Genomic DNA, 18,500 nt, shown 5'->3' with positions numbered 1-18,500 from the left:
GCCAGGCCCGACCGGCAAGGAGACCAACCCCCGTGTCCGTCCTCTCGAAGATCATGCGTGCAGGCGAAGGCAAGATCCTGCGCAAGCTGCACCGCATCGCGGACCAGGTCAACTCCATCGAGGAGGACTTCACGGTCCTCTCCGACGCCGAGCTGCGCGCCCTGACTGCGGAGTACAAGGAGCGCTACGCCGACGGCGAAACGCTCGACGACCTGCTGCCGGAGGCGTTCGCGACCGTCCGCGAGGCCGCCAAGCGCGCCCTCGGCCAGCGCCACTACGACGTCCAGATCATGGGCGGCGCCGCGCTGCACCTCGGCTATGTCGCCGAGATGAAGACCGGTGAGGGCAAGACGCTGGTCGGTACGCTGCCCGCGTATCTGAACGCGCTCTCGGGCAAGGGCGTGCACCTGATCACGGTCAATGACTACCTGGCCGAGCGCGACTCCGAGATGATGGGCCGCGTCCACAAGTTCCTCGGTCTGAGCGTCGGCTGCATCCTGGCGAACATGCCGCCCGCGCAGCGCCGCGAGATGTACAACTGCGACATCACGTACGGCACGAACAACGAGTTCGGCTTCGACTACCTGCGCGACAACATGGCGTGGTCGAAGGACGAGCTGGTGCAGCGCGGCCACAACTTCGCGATCGTGGACGAGGTCGACTCGATCCTCGTCGACGAGGCCCGTACGCCGCTGATCATCTCCGGCCCCGCCGACCAGGCCACCAAGTGGTACGGCGACTTCGCCAAGCTGGTCACCCGCCTCACCAAGGGCAAGCCCGGCGAGCCCCTCAAGGGCATCGAGGAGACCGGGGACTACGAGGTCGACGAGAAGAAGCGCACCGTCGGCATCCACGAGTCCGGCGTCGCCAAGGTCGAGGACTGGCTGGGCATCGACAACCTCTACGAGTCGGTGAACACCCCGCTCGTCGGTTACCTGAACAACGCCATCAAGGCCAAGGAACTGTTCAAGAAGGACAAGGACTACGTCGTCATCGACGGCGAAGTCATGATCGTCGACGAGCACACCGGCCGCATCCTCGCCGGCCGCCGCTACAACGAGGGCATGCACCAGGCGATCGAGGCGAAGGAAGGGGTGGACATCAAGGACGAGAACCAGACGCTCGCCACGATCACCCTGCAGAACTTCTTCCGCCTCTACAAGCGCGCCGACCACGAGGGCAAGGAAGTCCCCGGCCTCTCCGGCATGACCGGTACGGCCATGACCGAGGCCGCCGAGTTCCACCAGATCTACAAGCTCGGTGTCGTCCCGATCCCGACGAACAGGCCGATGGTCCGCAAGGACCAGTCGGACCTGATCTACCGCACCGAGGTCGCCAAGTTCGCCGCCGTCGTCGACGACATCGCGGAGAAGCACGAGAAGGGCCAGCCGATCCTCGTCGGCACGACGTCGGTCGAGAAGTCCGAGTACCTCTCGCAGCAGCTGTCCAAGCGCGGCGTCCAGCACGAGGTCCTGAACGCCAAGCAGCACGACCGCGAGGCGACGATCGTCGCCCAGGCCGGCCGCAAGGGCGCCGTGACCGTGGCCACGAACATGGCCGGTCGTGGTACGGACATCAAGCTCGGCGGCAACCCCGAGGACCTCGCTGAAGCGGAGCTGCGCCAGCAGGGCCTCGACCCCGAGGAGCACATCGAGGAGTGGGCGCACGCGCTGCCCGCCGCCCTGGAGAAGGCCGAGCAGGCGGTCAAGGCCGAGTTCGAAGAGGTCAAGGACCTCGGCGGGCTCTACGTCCTCGGCACCGAGCGCCACGAGTCGCGCCGCATCGACAACCAGCTGCGCGGCCGCTCCGGCCGTCAGGGCGACCCCGGTGAGTCGCGCTTCTACCTCTCGCTCGGCGACGACCTCATGCGCCTGTTCAAGGCGCAGATGGTCGAGCGCGTGATGGCCATGGCGAACGTCCCGGACGACGTGCCGATCGAGAACAAGATGGTCACGCGCGCCATCGCGTCGGCCCAGTCGCAGGTCGAGCAGCAGAACTTCGAGACGCGCAAGAACGTCCTGAAGTACGACGAGGTCCTCAACCGGCAGCGCGAGGTCATCTACGGCGAGCGCCGCCGCGTCCTGGAGGGCGAGGACCTGCACGAGCAGGTCCAGCACTTCATGGACGACACCATCGACGCGTACGTCGCGGCGGAGAGCGCCGAGGGCTTCGCGGAGGAGTGGGACCTCGACCGCCTCTGGAGCGCCTTCAAGCAGCTGTACCCGGTCAAGGTCACCATCGAGGAGCTGGAGGACGAGGTCGGCGACCGCGCGGGTCTGACCGCCGAGTTCATCTCCGAGGCGATCAAGGACGACGTCCGTCAGCAGTACGAGGCCCGTGAGGCGCAGCTCGGCTCCGAGATCATGCGTGAGCTGGAGCGCCGCGTGGTGCTCTCCGTGCTGGACCGCAAGTGGCGCGAGCACCTCTACGAGATGGACTACCTCCAGGAGGGCATCGGCCTGCGCGCCATGGCGCAGAAGGACCCGCTGGTCGAGTACCAGCGCGAGGGCTTCGACATGTTCAACGCCATGATGGACGGCATCAAGGAGGAGTCCGTCGGCTATCTGTTCAACCTGGAGGTCCAGGTCGAGCAGCAGGTCGAGGAGGTTCCGGTCGCGGACGCCGCGCCGTCGCTCTCGAAGGACGGCGCGCAGGACGCGGTTCCGGCCGGTGCTGGACGCCCGGAGATCCGTGCCAAGGGCCTGGAGGCCCCGCAGCGCCCGGACCGCCTGCACTTCCAGGCGCCGAACGCCGAGGGCGGCGTCGACGAGGGCGACTTCGCGACCTCTGACCAGCCGTCGGGCGGCACGCCGTCGGCCAGCGACGGACTGACGCGCGCGGAGCGGCGCAAGGCCCAGAAGGGCGGCCGTCGCCGCAAGAAGTAGCCAGGGGCCCGGGAGCGGGCCGAGGGCGAGTGCAGGGCCGGGTGCCGAGGGCGCCCGGCCCTTCGCGTGCGCGGGGCGCGTCAGGCGGGCTCTCCCTCCGCCGGGCGACCGGCCACCTCCACCGCCGTGCAGCGCCAGCGTTCGTCGGCGCCCCGGTGCAGCCGGAACGCGAGGGCGCGCAGCGCGGGGCCCGCGCCGACGCGGGCGAAGACCTCGTAGACGCCGGGCCGCACCTCGTAGTGGCCGACGCGGCGCACGGCGGGCCGGTGTCCGCCGATGGAGCGCAGGGGCAGGCGCTCGGCGAGGCGCACCAGGTCGTCGTAGGCGGTGTGGGCGACGTGCCGGGCCACCGCGTGCACCGGGCGCTGGCCGCTGAGGACCAGTAACAGCAGCTCGGTGAAGAGCTCGGCGGGGTGCGGGGGTGGCTGCGCGGGCGTCCGGTGGGACCGCTGGGACCGCGATCCGGGGCGGCGCGGGTCGGGCCGTCCGGGCGGCCGGCCCGCCGGGGGCCTGGACGCGGCCGGGCGGGGGACCGTGGGGCGGCGGGGGCGGGTCATGACTTTGAGGCTGGTGGGGATAGCAGGGATGGCTGGGCTGGTAGGGCTAGCGGGGCTGGTGGGGCTGGTGGAGCTGGCAGGGCGGGCGGGGGGAGTGGTGGTGCTGGATGTGCTGGGCATGGGGGAGCCTCCGTTCGTCGTCGCTTCGCCTCGGGTGGCGGGGTGCGGGCCCACGGCCTGAATACCGGGGGGTAACTTCCGCTGGAGATCTTCTACGGCGGCGGGCGCGGCCGTGGCAACGTTCCGGGCGGCGGGCCGGGGGCGGCCGCCGGGTTCACTCATCAGGGTGGGCGGGGGTGCCCGCCGCCCCGTGACGGCGGGGGACGGGCGGGTGACGCGGTGGACCGGGGTGGACGCGGCGACGGGCTCGGGCAGCACCTCGAAGGGGGACGCGCGCACGTATCCTGAAGGCCCCCGCGAGGGGTCTTCGCGACTACGAAAGCGGCCGAGCCATGCGCGTGTACGTACCTCTGACACTGCCCCGCCTCGCGCGGGCGCTCGAAGCGGGCGAGCTGGGTCCCGGGCCGCTGACCGCGTACGCCGTGACGCCCGCGCTGCGCGAGTGGTACGTCTCCGACGACATCGAGGAGCTGGAGTACGCGGCCCTCAACCGGGCCGCGCTCGCCTCGCTGCGGCTGCTCGCGGGCGAGCCCGGGACCGCGCGGCGCCGGGTGGTCCTCGCGGCGGACGTGCCGGACGGCGCGGCCGTGGCCGACCCCGACCGGGGCCTGGACCAGGGCGCGCTCGGCGAGGTGCGGATCGCGGGCGCGCTGCCCCTTGCCGAGGCGGCGGCCGTGCACGTGGACGCGGACGACGCGGCGGCGGACGTCACGGCGGCGGCGGACGCGCTTGGCGCGGCGGACCAGGGCGACGACGACGCGCGGTTCGTCGTGGACGGGGCCGAGGACCACGAGCTGCTCTGGTACGCGACGCAGGAGATCCCGAACCTGGTGGCCCCGGAGGCCTGAGCGGGCGAAGGGGCGCGCGGGGCGGGTTGTCAGTGCGGCCGGGTACGGTCGTGGGATGGGGAAGCTGCAGCGCGGGGCGCACGGGGCCCACATCGTGTGGGACTGGAACGGGACACTCCTGCACGACATCCACGCCGTGATCGAGGCGACGAACGCGTCGTTCCTGGAGATAGGCCTGGAGCCGATCACTCTGGAGCGGTATCGGGAGCTGTACTGCGTGCCGGTGCCGCGGTTCTACGAGCGGCTGATGGGGCGGCTGCCCACGCGGGACGAGTGGCTGATGATGGACGCCGTCTTCCATCGGCACTACGGGGCGCGGGTGGACGCGTGCGGGCTCGCCGAGGGGGCGGCGGAGCTGCTCGCCGCGCGGCAGGCGGCCGGGCGGACGCAGTCGCTGCTCTCGCTCGCGCCGCACGAGCAGCTGGTGCCGCTGGTGCGGCGGCACGGGATCGCGGAGCGGTTCCTGCGGATCGACGGGCGTACGGACGACGGGTCGCACCGGGGGAAGGCCGAGCGCATGGTGCGGCATCTGGAGGCGCTGGCCTCGGTGCCCGCGGAGCGGATCGTGGTGATCGGGGACGCGGTCGATGACGCGGTCGCGGCGGCGCATGTGGGGGCGCGGGCCGTGTTGTACACCGGGGGGTCGCACAGTCGGGGGAGCCTCGCCGCTGCGGGGGTCCCCGTGGTGGACACGCTTGAGGAAGCCGTGGACACCGCGGAGCGGCTGGTGGCGTAGCCGCCGGTGCCGGGGTGCGCGCTTGGCGTTGCCGGGGCACCGGCGGCTTCGGGGCTGTGCCCACCCGTCCCGCCCTGCGGGACGATTGCCCACAGCCGGGAAGCGACAGGGCGCCCCCCGCCGGGCCGCGGTGCTACGTCACCGGTGCCTTCGCCCTCAGTACCGTGAGGAACTCCCGCATCCACCCCGAGTGGTCCGGCCAGGCCCTGGCTGAGACCAGGGTGCCGTCGACGACCGCCTCCGCGTCCTGGAAGGTGGCCCCGGCGGCCTGCATGTCCAGTTCCAGGGCCGGATAGGCCGTGACGCGGCGGCCGGAGAGGCTTCCGATGGCCGCCGTGAGCAGCGGCCCGTGGCAGATCTGGGCCACCGGCTTGTCGGCGTCGAAGAAGGCCTTGAGGATCTTGCGCAGCTCGGGGTCGCCGCGCAGGTACTCGGGGGCCCGGCCGCCGGGGATCACCAGGGCGGCGTACTGCCCGGGGTCGACCTCGGAGAAGGCGAGGTCGGCGGGCCAGGTGTACCCGGGCTTCTCCGTGTACGTGTCGAAGCCGGGCTCGAAGTCATGGACGACGAACCTGAGCTTCTTGCGGGCGGGCGCGGCGATGTGGACGTCGTACCCCTCCTCCCGCAGTCGCTGGTACGGGTAGAGGACCTCCAGTGACTCCGCCGCGTCACCGGTGACTATCAGGACCTTCGCTGCCATCGCTGCTCGCTCCCCTGCTCGGCCCCGCTCGGCCGCTTGACCGCGCGCCCGCGGTGCACGCCTCGCGCCGGTCGCCTCGTGGCGCCCGTCCCGGTCAACGTGCATCCGGTCGGGCGGTTTGCCAAGGGGGCCTCCCGGGCCGCAGGGGGGCTGAGAGGGCCGGGACTGTGCAGACTGTCAAATTTCGAGCCCTGGTTTTGTACACATACGGCTCATGACGAGTTCCCGGTGGGGGGCGATAGCCTTGTCCCGTGATCAGCGCGATATCCCGCGGAGGCACTGCCGCCTCCGTCCTGCGCCCGGTATGCACGGAGGACATCCGTGGCGGGCGCTTCGCTGACGTTTCTTCGCGGCGCGGACAGCGCGCTCGGCGCGGCTGCGGGCACCGGCCCGGCACCCCACTGGAAATGGCGGAATCCCGCCCGCGAATCGCTCATCGCGGCATAACGTCGACACCGACCGGAGACCCCGCGTCGCGGCGTTACGTCACATCACTTCCTTCTACGTCACGCAACGGCGCGCGACAGGAGTCAGAGGACAATGCAGACCAAGCTGGACGAAGCCAAGGCCGAGCTGCTCGCGCGGGCCGCCCGGGTAGCTGAGAACAGCCCGGTCGGGGGGCGCCTGCCAGCGGGAGCACCGACCGGGTCGACGGGCGGGGGCGACGGCGGGTCAGGTCCCGACCAGTCGAAGGTGCTCGCGTTCCTCCAGCGCTACTACCTGCACACCGCACCCGAGGACCTCACCGACCGCGACCCGGTCGACGTCTTCGGCGCCGCGGTCTCGCACTACCGTCTCGCCGAGACCCGCCCGCAGGGCACCGCCAACGTCCGCGTGCACACGCCGACGGTCGAGGAGAACGGCTGGACGTGCAGCCACTCCGTGGTGGAGGTCGTCACCGACGACATGCCGTTCCTGGTGGACTCCGTCACGAACGAGCTGTCCCGGCAGGGCCGCGGCATCCACGTCGTGATCCACCCGCAGGTCGTCGTGCGCCGCGACCTCACCGGCAAGCTCCTCGAGGTCCTCCCGGAGGGCGCGAGCGCCGCGGACAAGCCGCACGACTCGCTCACCGAGTCGTGGATCCACGTCGAGATCGACCGCGAGACCGACCGCGCCGACCTGAAGCAGATCACCACCGACCTGCTGCGCGTCCTGTCCGACGTCCGCGAGACGGTCGAGGACTGGGAGAAGATGCGCGACGCCGCGCTGCGCATCGCCGACGAACTGCCCGCCGAGCCGACCGCCAACGACGTCCGGGACGAGGAGGTCGAGGAGGCCCGCGAGCTGCTGCGCTGGCTGGCCGCCGACCACTTCACGTTCCTCGGCTTCCGCGAGTACGACCTGACCGACGAGGACTCCCTGACGGCGGTCCCCGGCACCGGCCTCGGCATCCTGCGCTCCGACCCCAAGCACAGCGGCGACGACCACCACCCGGGCGGCCCGTCCTTCAACCGGCTGCCCGCCGACGCCCGCGCCAAGGCCCGCGAGCACAAGCTGCTCGTCCTGACGAAGGCCAACAGCCGCGCGACCGTCCACCGCCCCTCGTACCTGGACTACGTGGGCGTGAAGAAGTTCGACGCCGACGGCAACGTCATCGGGGAGCGCCGCTTCCTCGGCCTGTTCTCCTCGGCCGCGTACACCGAGTCGGTGCGCCGCGTGCCCGTCATCCGCCGCAAGGTCGCCGAGGTCCTCAAGGGCGCGGGCTTCTCGCCCAACAGCCACGACGGCCGCGACCTGCTGCAGATCCTGGAGACGTACCCGCGCGACGAGCTGTTCCAGACGCCGCCCGACGAGCTCCGCTCGATCGTCACCAGCGTCCTGTACCTCCAGGAGCGCCGCCGCCTCAGGCTCTACCTGCGCAAGGACGTCTACGGCCGCTACTACTCGGCCCTGGTCTACCTGCCGCGCGACCGCTACACCACCGGCGTCCGGCTGCGGATCATCGACATCCTCAAGGAGGAGCTGAACGGCGCCAGCGTCGACTTCACCGCCTGGAACACCGAGTCGATCCTGTCCCGCATCCACTTCGTGGTCCGCGTGCCCAAGGGCGGCGAGGTCCCCGCGCTCTCCGACGCCGACGTGGAGCGCATCGAGTCCCGCCTGGTGGAGGCCGCCCGCTCCTGGGCCGACGGCTTCGCGGAGGCACTGACCGCCGAGTGCGGCGAGGAGCGCGCCGCCGAGCTGCTCCGCCGCTACCAGGGCGCCTTCCCCGAGGGCTACAAAGCCGACCACACCCCGCGCGCCGCCGTCGCCGACCTGGTCCACCTGGAGCAGCTCCAGCAGGGCCACAAGGACTTCGCGCTCAGCCTGTACGAGCCGGTGGGCGCCGCCCCCGACGAGCGCCGCTTCAAGATCTACCGCTCGGGCGGGCAGGTCTCGCTGTCGGCGGTGCTTCCCGTGCTGCAGCGCCTGGGCGTCGAGGTCACCGACGAGCGGCCGTACGAGCTGCGCTGCTCGGACCGCACGAACGCCTGGATCTACGACTTCGGCCTGCGCCTGCCCAAGCTGGGCAACGGCAGCGGCGACTACCTGGGCGACGACGGCCGCGAGCGCTTCCAGGAGGCCTTCGCCGCCGCCTGGACCGGCGAGGCCGAGGTCGACGGCTTCAACTCCCTGGTCCTGCGCGCCGGCCTGAACTGGCGCCAGGCGGTGGTCCTGCGCGCGTACGCCAAGTACCTGCGGCAGGCGGGCTCCACCTTCAGCCAGGAGTACATGGAGGACACCCTCCGCACCAACGTCCACACCACGCGCCTGCTGGTCTCGCTGTTCGAGGCCCGCATGTCGCCGGAGCGGCAGCGGGCGGGGACGGAGCTGACCGACGGCCTCCTCGAAGAGCTCGACGGGGCGCTCGACCAGGTGGCGAGCCTGGACGAGGACCGCATCCTGCGGTCCTTCCTCACCGTCATCAAGGCGACGCTGCGCACCAACTTCTTCCAGGAGGCGGCGGGCGGCAAGCCGCACGGCTACGTCTCCATGAAGTTCGACCCGCAGGCCATCCCGGACCTGCCGGCGCCGCGTCCGGCGTACGAGATCTGGGTGTACTCGCCGCGCGTGGAGGGCGTGCACCTGCGCTTCGGCAAGGTCGCGCGCGGCGGCCTGCGCTGGTCCGACCGGCGTGAGGACTTCCGTACGGAGATCCTCGGCCTGGTCAAGGCGCAGATGGTGAAGAACACCGTGATCGTGCCGGTGGGCGCGAAGGGCGGCTTCGTCGCCAAGCAGCTGCCCGACCCGTCGGTGGACCGCGACGCGTGGCTCGCCGAGGGCGTCGCCTGCTACAAGATCTTCATCTCGGCGCTGCTCGACATCACCGACAACCTGGTCGCGGGCGAGGTCGTGCCCCCGGCCGACGTGGTGCGCCACGACGAGGACGACACCTATCTGGTGGTCGCGGCCGACAAGGGCACGGCGACGTTCTCCGACATCGCCAACGAGGTCGCCGAGAGCTACAACTTCTGGCTCGGCGACGCCTTCGCCTCCGGCGGCTCGGCGGGCTACGACCACAAGGGCATGGGCATCACCGCGCGCGGCGCCTGGGAGTCCGTGAAGCGGCACTTCCGCGAGCTGGGCGTGGACACCCAGAGCGAGGACTTCACCGTCGTCGGCGTCGGCGACATGTCCGGTGACGTGTTCGGCAACGGCATGCTCCTGTCCGAGCACATCCGCCTGGTCGCCGCCTTCGACCACCGGCACATCTTCATCGACCCGAACCCGGACGCGGCCACCTCGTACGCCGAGCGCCGCCGCCTGTTCGAGCTGCCCCGCTCCAGCTGGGCCGACTACAACAAGGAGCTGCTCTCCCCGGGCGGCGGGATCTTCCCGCGCTCGGCCAAGGCGATCCAGCTCAACGCGCACATCCGCGAGGCCCTCGGCATCCAGACCGGCGGCGCCAAGATGACGCCCGCCGAGCTGATGCAGGCCATCCTGAAGTCGCCGGTGGACCTGCTGTGGAACGGCGGCATCGGCACGTATGTGAAGGCGAGTGCCGAGTCGCACGCGGACGTCGGCGACAAGGCCAACGACGCGATCCGCGTCAACGGCGCGGACCTGCGCGTGAAGGTCGTCGGCGAGGGCGGCAACCTGGGGCTCACGCAGCTCGGCCGGATCGAGTTCGCGCGCTCCGGCGGGCGCATCAACACCGACGCCATCGACAACAGCGCGGGCGTGGACACCTCCGACCACGAGGTGAACATCAAGATCCTGCTGAACGCCGTGGTGCAGGCCGGGGACATGACGGTCAAGCAGCGCAACAAGCTGCTCGCCCAGATGACCGACGAGGTCGGCCAGCTGGTCCTGCGCAACAACTACGCGCAGAACACCGCGCTCGCCAACTCCGTCTTCGAGGCCCCCTCGCTGCTCCACGCCCACCAGCGCTTCATGCGCCGCCTGGGCCGCGAGGGCCAGCTGGACCGCTCCCTGGAGTTCCTGCCCACCGACCGGCAGATCCGCGAGCTGCTCGGCTCCGGGCGCGGCCTTTCGCAGCCCGAGCTCGCCGTGCTCCTCGCGTACACGAAGATCGTGACGGCCGAGGAGCTGATCCAGACCTCGCTGCCGGATGACGAGTACCTGCGGCGGCTGCTGCACGCGTACTTCCCGAAGGCGCTGCGCGAGCGGTTCCCCGAGCAGGTCGACGGGCACGCGCTGCGCCGGGAGATCGTCACCACGATCCTGGTCAACGACACCGTCAACAGCGGTGGCTCGACCTTCCTGCACCGGCTGCGCGAGGAGACCGGGGCGTCCCTGGAGGAGATCGTGCGGGCGCAGCTCGCCGCGCGCGAGATCTTCGGGCTCGGCGAGGTGTGGGACGCCGTCGAGGCGCTCGACAACGTGGTGGCCGCCGATGTGCAGACGCGGGTGCGCCTGCACTGCCGCCGCCTGGTCGAGCGCGGCACGCGCTGGCTGCTCAACAACCGGCCGCAGCCGCTCCAGCTCGCCGAGACGGTCAGCTTCTTCAGCGAGGGCGTCGGCCAGGTGTGGTCGGCGCTGCCGAAGCTGGTGCGCGGCTCGGACCTGGAGTGGTACGAGAACATCCGCGAGGAGCTGACCGGCGCCGGGGTGCCGGACGATCTTGCCCAGCGCGTGGCCGGGTTCTCCTCGGCCTTCCCGGCGCTCGACATCGTCGCCGTCGCCGACCGCATGGGCAAGGAGGCCCTCGCGGTGGCCGAGGTGTACTACGACCTCGCCGACCGGCTGCGCATGACGCAGCTCATGGACCGCATCATCGAGCTGCCGCGCAACGACCGCTGGCAGTCGATGGCGCGCGCCTCCATCCGCGAGGACCTGTACGCGGCGCACGCCGCGCTGACGGCCGACGTGCTGGCCGTCGGCAACGGCACCTCGACGCCGGAGCAGCGCTTCCAGGCGTGGGAGGAGAAGAACGCGGCGATCCTGGGCCGGGCGCGGGTCACCCTGGAGGAGATCCAGGGCTCGGACGCCTTCGACCTGGCGAACCTGTCGGTGGCCATGAGGACGATGCGCACGCTCCTTCGCACGCATTCCTGACGGTCGCCAGAGCCGGGGGCGCCCCGCACCGAACGGTGCGGGGCGCCCCCGGCTTTTCGCTGCCGCCGGTGCCGCGGGTGCTGCCTGTGCCGTGCGTGCGCCAGGCGCTGTACGCGGTGTACACGCCGCCCGTGCCTGCACCGGCAAAACGGGCATTTGGGGTACGGTGGATGAGATTATTTCGGGAAGGTCACAGGGTAAGCCGATGACAGAAGCAAGTCCGCTGGACGCCGCGGAGCGCGCGGTCCGTGCCTTCGGAGCGCCGCAGCTGCCCGAGGAGTGGGCGGCAACCCCGCTCACCGTCGTCATGCCGACGTACAACGAGGCGGGCAACCTGCCCGGCATGGCCGCGGCCCTCATGGCGCTGCCGCTGCCCGGCCTGCGGCTGCTCGTCGTCGACGACTCCAGCCCCGACGGCACCGGGGCGATCGCCGAGGAGCACGCGCGGCGCGTCGAGGAGACGTCCGGGCGGCGGCGCATGAGCGTGCTGCACCGCACCGAGAAGGACGGCCTCGGCCGGGCCTACGCGGCGGGCATGGCGCGCGCCGTCGCCGACGGCGCCCGCTACGTGCTCCAGATGGACGCCGACGGCAGCCACCCCGCCGACAAGGTCGCCCAGCTCCTCGGCGTGGCCCTCGCCACCGGCGCCGGGGTCACCGTCGGCAGCCGCTACGTCCAGGGCGGCACGCTCTCCGACGCCTGGGGCACCCACCGCAAGCTGCTGTCCCGCTGGGCCAACGCCTACGCGGGCACCGTCCTCGGCACCCGCGTGCGGGACATCACCGGCGGCTTCAACCTGTGGCGCGCGGACGCGGTGCGCGCCGTGGACCTCGCCACCGTCGACAGCGCGGGCTACAGCTTCCAGGTCGAGATGAAGTACCGCGCGCTGTGCCACGGCTTCGGCCTGGTCGAGGTGCCCATCCACTTCGAGGACCGCACCGTCGGCGAGTCCAAGATGAACCTGATGGTGCAGCTGGAGTCGGTCGTCATGCCCTGGAAGCTGCGGCTGCGCGGGAGCAGCGGGGCGGCCCGCGACGCTCTTGGGCGGGCCGCGCGCGGTGGCCGGGGGCCCCTCGGATGACGAGCACGCTGCACGAGGCCGCCGCCCGGATGCCGGGGGCGCGTGACGACGCCCCGGCCGCCGTGGCGACGGCGCCCGCACGGCGGACCGCGCCACGCCGCCTGCCGCCCCGGCTGCGCCGCGTCGGCCTCGAACTCGTGAAGTTCGGCGTGGTCGGCGGCAGCGGCGTCGGCGTCAACTTCGTCGTCTTCAACCTGCTGCTGCACGGCCTGGGTTCGGCCCCGATGACGGCGACCGTCCTCGCCAGCGTCGTCGCCATGGGCACCAACTACCTGGGCTTCCGCTTCTTCGCCTACCGGGACCGGGCGACGCGCACCAAGCGTCAGATCGCCCTGTTCTTCGCCTTCAGCGGCGTCGGCATCGCCATGGAGAGCCTGCTGTTCTACGCGGCCTACCACGGCGCGGGGATGAACGGGCCGCTCGGCTCCAACGTCGCCAAGGCCCTGTCCATCCTCCTGGCGTCGGCCTTCCGCTTCCTGGTCTACCGGACGTGGGTGTTCAAGGACCGCGCCGGACGGCGCGATGCGCGGGCCGCGTAGGGCTCTCACGGTCGCGCTCCACGCGGGCGCCGCTGCCGTCACCGCCTTCCTCCTGGCCGTCGTCGTGCGCCTGCCGTGGCGCGGCGACCTCGGCATCCACGCGGCCACCGTCGAACGCCTGCGGCACGACCTGCTCCACCCCGGCGACCCCCTGGTCGACGCGGACGTCCCGAGCCCCTACTACTCGCCCTGGACGCTGCTGCTCGGCGCCCTCGCCAAGGCGACGGGGACCGGCGCGTTCGGGGTGCTGCGGATCGCCGCGGTGGCCGGGCTCGCGCTCCTCGCCACCGGCGTCTGGCGCTTCGTACGCACCCTCAGCGACCGCCCCGAGGCCCCGCCGCTGGCATGGCTGTGCCTGCTCCTGCTCTGGGGGCCCGCCCTCTTCGGCTGGAGCGGCTTCCTGGGCCTTGACTCCCTCGCCCTGACCGTCTCCTACCCCAGCACCTTCGCCCTCGGCCTCGCCTTCCACCTGTGGGCGTGGCTGCGCGCGGCCCTGCGCGGCGGCGCGGGACCAGGCGCCTTCGCGGCCCTCGGCGCGCTGTGGGCCGCCATCCTCCTCACCCACCAGTTCACGGGCGTGGTGGCCTCGCTCGGCGCCCTGGCCCTGGTCCTCGCCGCCCGCCCGCCGCGGCCCGACCTGGTCCGCCTCGCCGTCGGCCCGGCGCTCGGCGTCGCCCTGCTCGCCCTGTGGCCGTACTACTCCTTCTTCGCGCTCCTCGGCGCGGGCGGCGGCCTGGAGGACATCCACCGCGCCCTCTACCGGGACCTGGCCGCCCGCTACGCCTTCGTCCTGCTCGGCGTCGCCGCCCTGGTCCTGCGCTTCCGGCGCGACCGGCGCGACCCGCTCGTCCTGTTCTTCGCCCTGGGCGCGGCCCTCGTCACCGCGGGCGGGCTCACCGGCCACTACTCCTGGGGCCGCGCCCTGCCCGCGGCGGTCATCCCCGCGCAGCTCGCGGCGGCCCTGGAAGCCGCGGCGGCCACGCGCGAGCGGGCCCGCGCCGCCTTCGCCGGGCTGCTCGCCCTGGCCCTCGCCGCGGGCGCCTGGACGCAGGCGGGCGCCCTCGGCTACGTCCTGCCCGCCGCCGCGCTGCCGCCGCCCGTCGCCGCCAAGTACCGCGAGCCGTGGCCCGGCTACCGCTGGCTCACGCCCTGGACGCGCTACGGCGACGTCGTCATGGCCAAGACCTTCCCGGCCCGCCAGATCCCCGCGTACGGCCCCTACACGGTGGCCCCCGGCTACCCCGACTTCTTCCTCCCCGACGAGCGGGAACGCGCGGCGGCCACCGACCGCTACTTCGCACCGGGCACGCCCCGCGAGGAGCGCCTGCGGATCCTGCGGCGGTACGGGGTGCGGTGGGTGGTGGCGTCCGCGGGCGACGGCGGCCTCGGGGCGGGCGATCCCGTGGTGCGGAAGGTGGCGGCGGGGCCTCGGGGGCTGGTCCTTTACGAGGTGGCGCGCCCCTGAGCCAGCACCCCTGAGCCGGCCCCCCTGAACCCGCACCCCCCGGACGTCAGCGCAGCGCGCCGCGCAGGAGCTTCGCCGCCTCGCGCACGCGAGCGCCCGTTCGCCTTGCCAGGGCCCGCTCGGTGAGGGGGCGAAGCACGCGGGACGGCAGGCCGACGGGGGTCCAGCGCAGCTGCAGACGGCCCGCCCCGCGCCCTTCGGGTTCGGCGGTGACCTGGTGCGGGGCCGTGCCGTGGCGGTAGGGGACGCGGGCCGTCAGGGGCGGGAAGCCGAGCGGGGCCAGGAGCAGTCCGGTGTGGCGAAGGCGGCCCTCGGTGAGCTGGACCAGGGGGTGGCGGGTGCCCGCGAAGCCCTGGAGCGGCAGGGCGGCCGCGGCCAGGTCGAGCCGGACCTCGCCGTCGAAGACGCCGGGGCGGACCGGGTCCAGACGGAAGCGCGTCGTCAGGCGGCGGCCCGCCGGGGCGACCACCAGGGACGCCACCTGGGGGCCCACGGGCAGGCGCAGACCGGGGTCGTAGGTGCGCACGCGCAGGCGCAGCGCGGCCCCCGGCGCCCGCTCGACGCGGGTGATCTCGTGGCGGAACTGGGCGCTGGGGAACGGCCGGGTGTCCAGGCCCAGGTCCGTGACGTCCAGCTCGCGGCGGGCGGCGGGGGACTCGGGGACGCGCGTGCCCCAGTACAGGCGGCCGTCCGGGTCCGGTGTCACCGCCCGGGGTGCCACGCCGTGGCCGAGGCCCCGGGCGGCGAGGCGCGCCTCGGGCAGGCGGCGGTCGCGCACCAGCTGGACGACCACGCGCTCAGCGCGCGGAAGGCGCTCGTAGGCACCCTGGGACAGGCCCGCCAGGTAGGGGTTCACGAGGTCGGCGAAGCCTTCCAGCCACTCGTCATCGCGGTAGGGCAGGTCACCGGCGTACATGCGGAAGTCGTGCTTGAGGAACTTGTAGTCCTTGGCCTCGCGCAGCGCGGCGTGGCCGCCGCTGACCAGGAAGTCGTCGATCAGGCCCTGCACGTGCACGCGGTCGCGGACGTTGGTCAGCTTGTGCCGCTGGTTGGAGATGGACGCCGAGGATCGCGCGCCGTACGGCTCTATGTACCAGCGGTAGACGGGTTCGGGGATCACCGTGAACGCCTTCGCCAGGCAGTAGGCCTGCGCGGAGAACAGCTGGTCCTCGTAGTGGATGCCTTCGGGGAAGCGCAGGTCGTTCCGGTCGAGGAACGACTTGCGGTACATCTTGCTCGTCGACAAGTGCTCGAAGAACAGGGCCGGTTCGGAGGCGATGCCCGCCACCGTGCGGCGCTCGGCCACCAGGTGCGGCATCCAGGTGGAGGTGCGGCCGGTGTCCACGCGGACCCGTTCCACCGCGCCCATCGTGAAGTCGGCCTCGTGCTCCGCGTGCGCGGCCAGCAGCAGTTCCACGGCCCGCTCGGGGAGTTCGTCGTCACTGTCGAGGAACATCAGGTACGGGGCGCGCGCGATGTCGATCGCGCGGTTGCGGGGCACGCCGCAGCCGCCGCTGTTCTCGGGCAGGCGCAGATGGGTGACGCGGGGGTCGAGGGCCGCGAGGGCGCGGGCCACGCGCGGGGTGTCGTCCGTGGAGTGGTCGTCGCTGATGACGATCTCGATGTTGTGGTGGGTCTGGGCGAACAGGGACGCCACCGCGCGGGGCAGGCGCTCGGCGTCGTTGTAGACGATGACCGTGATCGTCACGTCAGGAGTCACGCGTCGCCTCCTCGGGGGCCGGGGCGGGGGTCCGCTCTTCGAGCGGGGTGACCGGGGGCAGCGCGTGCTCCGGCTCGCCGAGGAACACCCGGCGCACCACCCGCTCCGCCGCCCGGCCGTCGTCGAACTCGCAGAAGCGCCGCCGGAACGCCGCCCGCGCGGCGCTCGCCCGCTCGTCGCGCCAGGCGTCCGTGCCGAGGATCTGGGCCAGCTCCTCTTGGGTGCGCGCCACCGCGCCCGGCGGCTCCGCGAGCAGGTCGAAGTAGACGCCGCGCGTGGTCGCGTACGTCTCCCAGTCGTCGGCGTAGACGACGATCGGGCGGTCCAGGTTGGCGTAGTCGAACATGAGGGACGAGTAGTCCGTGATCAGGGCGTCGGCCGCCAGGGCCAGGTCCTCGACCGGGTCGTACGCGGATACGTCGAGGACCCGGCCGGTGCGCCGCAGGGCCGCGAGGGAGGCGCCCGCGCCGCCGTAGAAGTAGTGGCCGCGCACGAGCAGGACGGTGTCGTCGCCGAGGCGGCTGGCGAGGGCGGCGAGGTCGATGCGGGGGGTCCAGGTCGCCTCGTAGTCGCGGTGGGTGGGGGCGTAGAGCAGGGCGCGGCGGCCGGGGGCGATGCCGAGGCGGTCGCGGACCGCGCGGACGTCGGCCGCCGTCGCCGTGTAGTAGACGTCGTTGCGCGGGTAGCCGTACTCGAGTTCGGCGTACCGGGACTGGTAGGCGCGCCGCCACATGCGGGTGGAGTGGCTGTTGGAGCTGACGCTGAAGTCCCAGCGGTCGACGCGCGCGAGCAGGTCGTGGAAGTTCAGGCCCTGGGCGGCGGCCGGGTAGTCGAGCTGGTCCAGGCCCATGCGCTTGAGGGGCGTGCCGTGGTGGGTCTGGAGGTGGACGGAACCCTCGCGCTTCACGGTGGAGTTGGGGAAGTTGGCGTTGTTCACGAGGTACGTGGCGGTCGCGAGGGTCCGCCAGTAGCGGCGGCTGCCGGGCACGACGTGGTCGGTGCCGGGCGGAAGCAGCGGCACGGCGTCCCGCGACACCACCCAGACGGGGTGGATGTGCGGGGCGAGTTCCGCGAGCTTCGCGGCGATCGCCGCCGGGTTGCAGGCCACGCCCCGGTCCCAGTACGCCGAGAACACCGCCAGGCGCGGGTCGAGGGGCCGCTTCAGGTCCTGGCGGTACTGGGCCTCGCGGAGCCTGCCGCCCGCCGCGCGCCTGCCGCTGGCCACCGCCGACTTCAGCGCGCGGCGCCGCTGGTTCACCGTCTGGAAGGCGCGGTACTTCGCGTACGCGTCCTCTTCCAGGAGACGGCGGCGCACGCCTTCGAGGCCGCCGGGCCGCTGGTATCCGGGCGGCCGCAGGCTGCTGGCCGCCCGGGACGCGCGGTGGAAGTACTCCCGGGCCACCGGCTCCGGCAGCCCGGCGCGGGCGACGGTGCGCAGGGCGGCCGTGACCATCGCCGCGTACAGGACGGCGCGCGGCCCGGTACCCGTGCCGCGCCCCTCGGCCAGGCGAAGGAGGCGCGCGTAGGCGTCGAGCAGCGCGAAGCGGTCGTCGGCAGTGACCGGCGGCAGGCTCTGGGGCCGTGGCCGCCGCTGGTCCAGGGCCACGTGGTCGAGCACGGCGATCCGGTCGGCGCTCAGGAGGGTGGCGTACGCGGCGAACAGCTCGTCGTCCGTGGCGAGTTGGTCCTGGTGGGCCCGCCAGAATCCGGCGCGGACGGCGCGGTTGCCGAGGATCGGGGTGACCTTCAGGAGGTGGGGGGCCTCCTCCAGGGTGACCTCGCGGCCGCCGGTCCTGGCCAGGAGGCCGCCGTCGGGGCCCGGCACCCGCGTGTGCCGCCAGGTCGACCAGGTGTGGTCGGCGAGCAGGACGTCCACCGTCTGCGGCAGCGCGGCCGCGCGCTCGGCGAGGGCGCGGGCCGCGCCCGTCGGCACGCTGTCCTTGGCGTGCGCGAACTGGAGCCAGTGGCCGGTGGCCCGGGCCGCGCCCGCCGCGCGGGCCGCTCCGTCCGGGGTGCCCTCGGGCAGCTCCACGACGATCAGGTCCGGGTGCCGGGCGGCGGCCGACCGGGCGGCGGCGCCGACGGCGGCGACCACCACCTCCACGTCCGCACCGGCCTGCCCGGCGACGGCGTCGAGGCTCTCGCCCAAGCGGCCCTGGACGTCGGGACCGTGGACGATGACGCTCAGTCGTGGCCGCACTCGCACCGCGCACTCCTCTCGACGCCCCATGCACCCGCGGGGTGACGCTCAATTCCCCCATAGTGTATGGATACGGACATTGGCGCGGCAAAGGGGCCTGGCTTGGGCTGCCGCGTCCCCGGGGCCGGGGCCGGGGGGCGGGGAGTC

At 72.7% G+C, this 18,500-nt stretch carries 11 protein-coding genes; 7 read left to right on the top strand and 4 right to left on the bottom strand.

The genetic code is table 11. The features are described from left to right. Positions 1-32 precede the first annotated feature (32 nt). Positions 33-2,885, top strand: a complete 2,853-nt coding sequence (gene secA / locus AC07A4_RS10830) for a preprotein translocase subunit SecA (RefSeq protein ID WP_478595841.1) — start codon at positions 33-35, stop codon at positions 2,883-2,885. 80 nt (positions 2,886-2,965) lie between these two features. Here secA and AC07A4_RS10825 read toward each other — a convergent pair whose 3' ends face one another. Continuing rightward, positions 2,966-3,442 carry an Rv3235 family protein gene (locus tag AC07A4_RS10825; RefSeq protein ID WP_478595839.1) on the bottom strand — a complete coding sequence of 159 codons (477 nt, stop codon included), beginning with the start codon at positions 3,440-3,442 and terminating at the stop codon, positions 2,966-2,968. A gap of 452 nt (positions 3,443-3,894) precedes the next feature. Between AC07A4_RS10825 and AC07A4_RS10820 the strand changes: the two genes are divergently transcribed. Both AC07A4_RS10820 and AC07A4_RS10815 read left to right on the top strand, forming a co-directional pair. After that, positions 3,895-4,410, top strand: a complete 516-nt coding sequence (locus AC07A4_RS10820; protein ID WP_478595836.1) for a DUF6912 family protein — start codon at positions 3,895-3,897, stop codon at positions 4,408-4,410. Positions 4,411-4,465: 55 nt separating this feature from the next. Then, positions 4,466-5,146, top strand: coding sequence for an HAD family hydrolase (locus AC07A4_RS10815; RefSeq protein ID WP_478595833.1), 681 nt, complete (start codon positions 4,466-4,468; stop codon positions 5,144-5,146). A 133-nt stretch (positions 5,147-5,279) separates the two neighbouring features. On the opposite strand, the gene AC07A4_RS10810 is transcribed toward AC07A4_RS10815, so the two are convergent. Beyond that, positions 5,280-5,846, bottom strand: a complete 567-nt coding sequence (locus tag AC07A4_RS10810) for a DJ-1/PfpI family protein (protein ID WP_478595830.1) — start codon at positions 5,844-5,846, stop codon at positions 5,280-5,282. 540 nt (positions 5,847-6,386) lie between these two features. Between AC07A4_RS10810 and AC07A4_RS10805 the strand changes: the two genes are divergently transcribed. From AC07A4_RS10805 to AC07A4_RS10790, 4 genes are all read left to right on the top strand, one after another. Further along, on the top strand, positions 6,387-11,348 hold the full coding sequence (locus AC07A4_RS10805; RefSeq protein ID WP_478595827.1) for an NAD-glutamate dehydrogenase: 4,962 nt from the start codon (positions 6,387-6,389) through the stop codon (positions 11,346-11,348). Between the two features lie 205 nt (positions 11,349-11,553). Beyond that, complete coding sequence (locus AC07A4_RS10800; protein ID WP_478595824.1) at positions 11,554-12,429, top strand: polyprenol monophosphomannose synthase; 876 nt, start codon at positions 11,554-11,556, stop codon at positions 12,427-12,429. After that, positions 12,426-12,968, top strand: coding sequence for a GtrA family protein (locus tag AC07A4_RS10795; RefSeq protein ID WP_478595822.1), 543 nt, complete (start codon positions 12,426-12,428; stop codon positions 12,966-12,968). The genes AC07A4_RS10800 and AC07A4_RS10795 overlap by 4 nt, the downstream gene beginning before the upstream one ends. Further along, positions 12,952-14,433 (top strand): hypothetical protein, encoded by a 1,482-nt coding sequence (locus tag AC07A4_RS10790; protein ID WP_478595820.1) that lies wholly within the window; start codon positions 12,952-12,954, stop codon positions 14,431-14,433. The genes AC07A4_RS10795 and AC07A4_RS10790 overlap by 17 nt, the downstream gene beginning before the upstream one ends. A 46-nt stretch (positions 14,434-14,479) precedes the next feature. On the opposite strand, the gene AC07A4_RS10785 is transcribed toward AC07A4_RS10790, so the two are convergent. Both AC07A4_RS10785 and AC07A4_RS10780 read right to left on the bottom strand, forming a co-directional pair. Then, positions 14,480-16,153 (bottom strand): glycosyltransferase, encoded by a 1,674-nt coding sequence (locus tag AC07A4_RS10785; protein ID WP_478595817.1) that lies wholly within the window; start codon positions 16,151-16,153, stop codon positions 14,480-14,482. Further along, entirely contained in the window at positions 16,143-18,353 is a 2,211-nt protein-coding gene (locus tag AC07A4_RS10780) for a CDP-glycerol glycerophosphotransferase family protein (protein WP_478595957.1), read from the bottom strand. Before AC07A4_RS10780 ends, AC07A4_RS10785 begins: the two co-directional genes overlap by 11 nt. Positions 18,354-18,500 lie beyond the last annotated feature (147 nt).

Source organism: Streptomyces sp. NPDC043996 (assembly GCF_056435225.1).
Note: the sequence above shows the minus strand (reverse complement) of the source record. Positions and strands in the feature narration are given on the sequence as shown.

Bases quoted from the DNA above. Each gene is read 5' to 3' on its own strand.
- AC07A4_RS10825 (WP_478595839.1), bottom strand. From the start codon at position 3,442: ATGACCCGCCCCCGCCGCCCCACGGTCCCCCGCCCGGCCGCGTCCAGG.
- AC07A4_RS10820 (WP_478595836.1), top strand. From the start codon at position 3,895: ATGCGCGTGTACGTACCTCTGACACTGCCCCGCCTCGCGCGGGCGCTC.
- AC07A4_RS10815 (WP_478595833.1), top strand. From the start codon at position 4,466: ATGGGGAAGCTGCAGCGCGGGGCGCACGGGGCCCACATCGTGTGGGAC.
- AC07A4_RS10810 (WP_478595830.1), bottom strand. From the start codon at position 5,846: ATGGCAGCGAAGGTCCTGATAGTCACCGGTGACGCGGCGGAGTCACTG.
- AC07A4_RS10805 (WP_478595827.1), top strand. From the start codon at position 6,387: ATGCAGACCAAGCTGGACGAAGCCAAGGCCGAGCTGCTCGCGCGGGCC.
- AC07A4_RS10800 (WP_478595824.1), top strand. From the start codon at position 11,554: ATGACAGAAGCAAGTCCGCTGGACGCCGCGGAGCGCGCGGTCCGTGCC.
- AC07A4_RS10795 (WP_478595822.1), top strand. From the start codon at position 12,426: ATGACGAGCACGCTGCACGAGGCCGCCGCCCGGATGCCGGGGGCGCGT.
- AC07A4_RS10790 (WP_478595820.1), top strand. From the start codon at position 12,952: ATGCGCGGGCCGCGTAGGGCTCTCACGGTCGCGCTCCACGCGGGCGCC.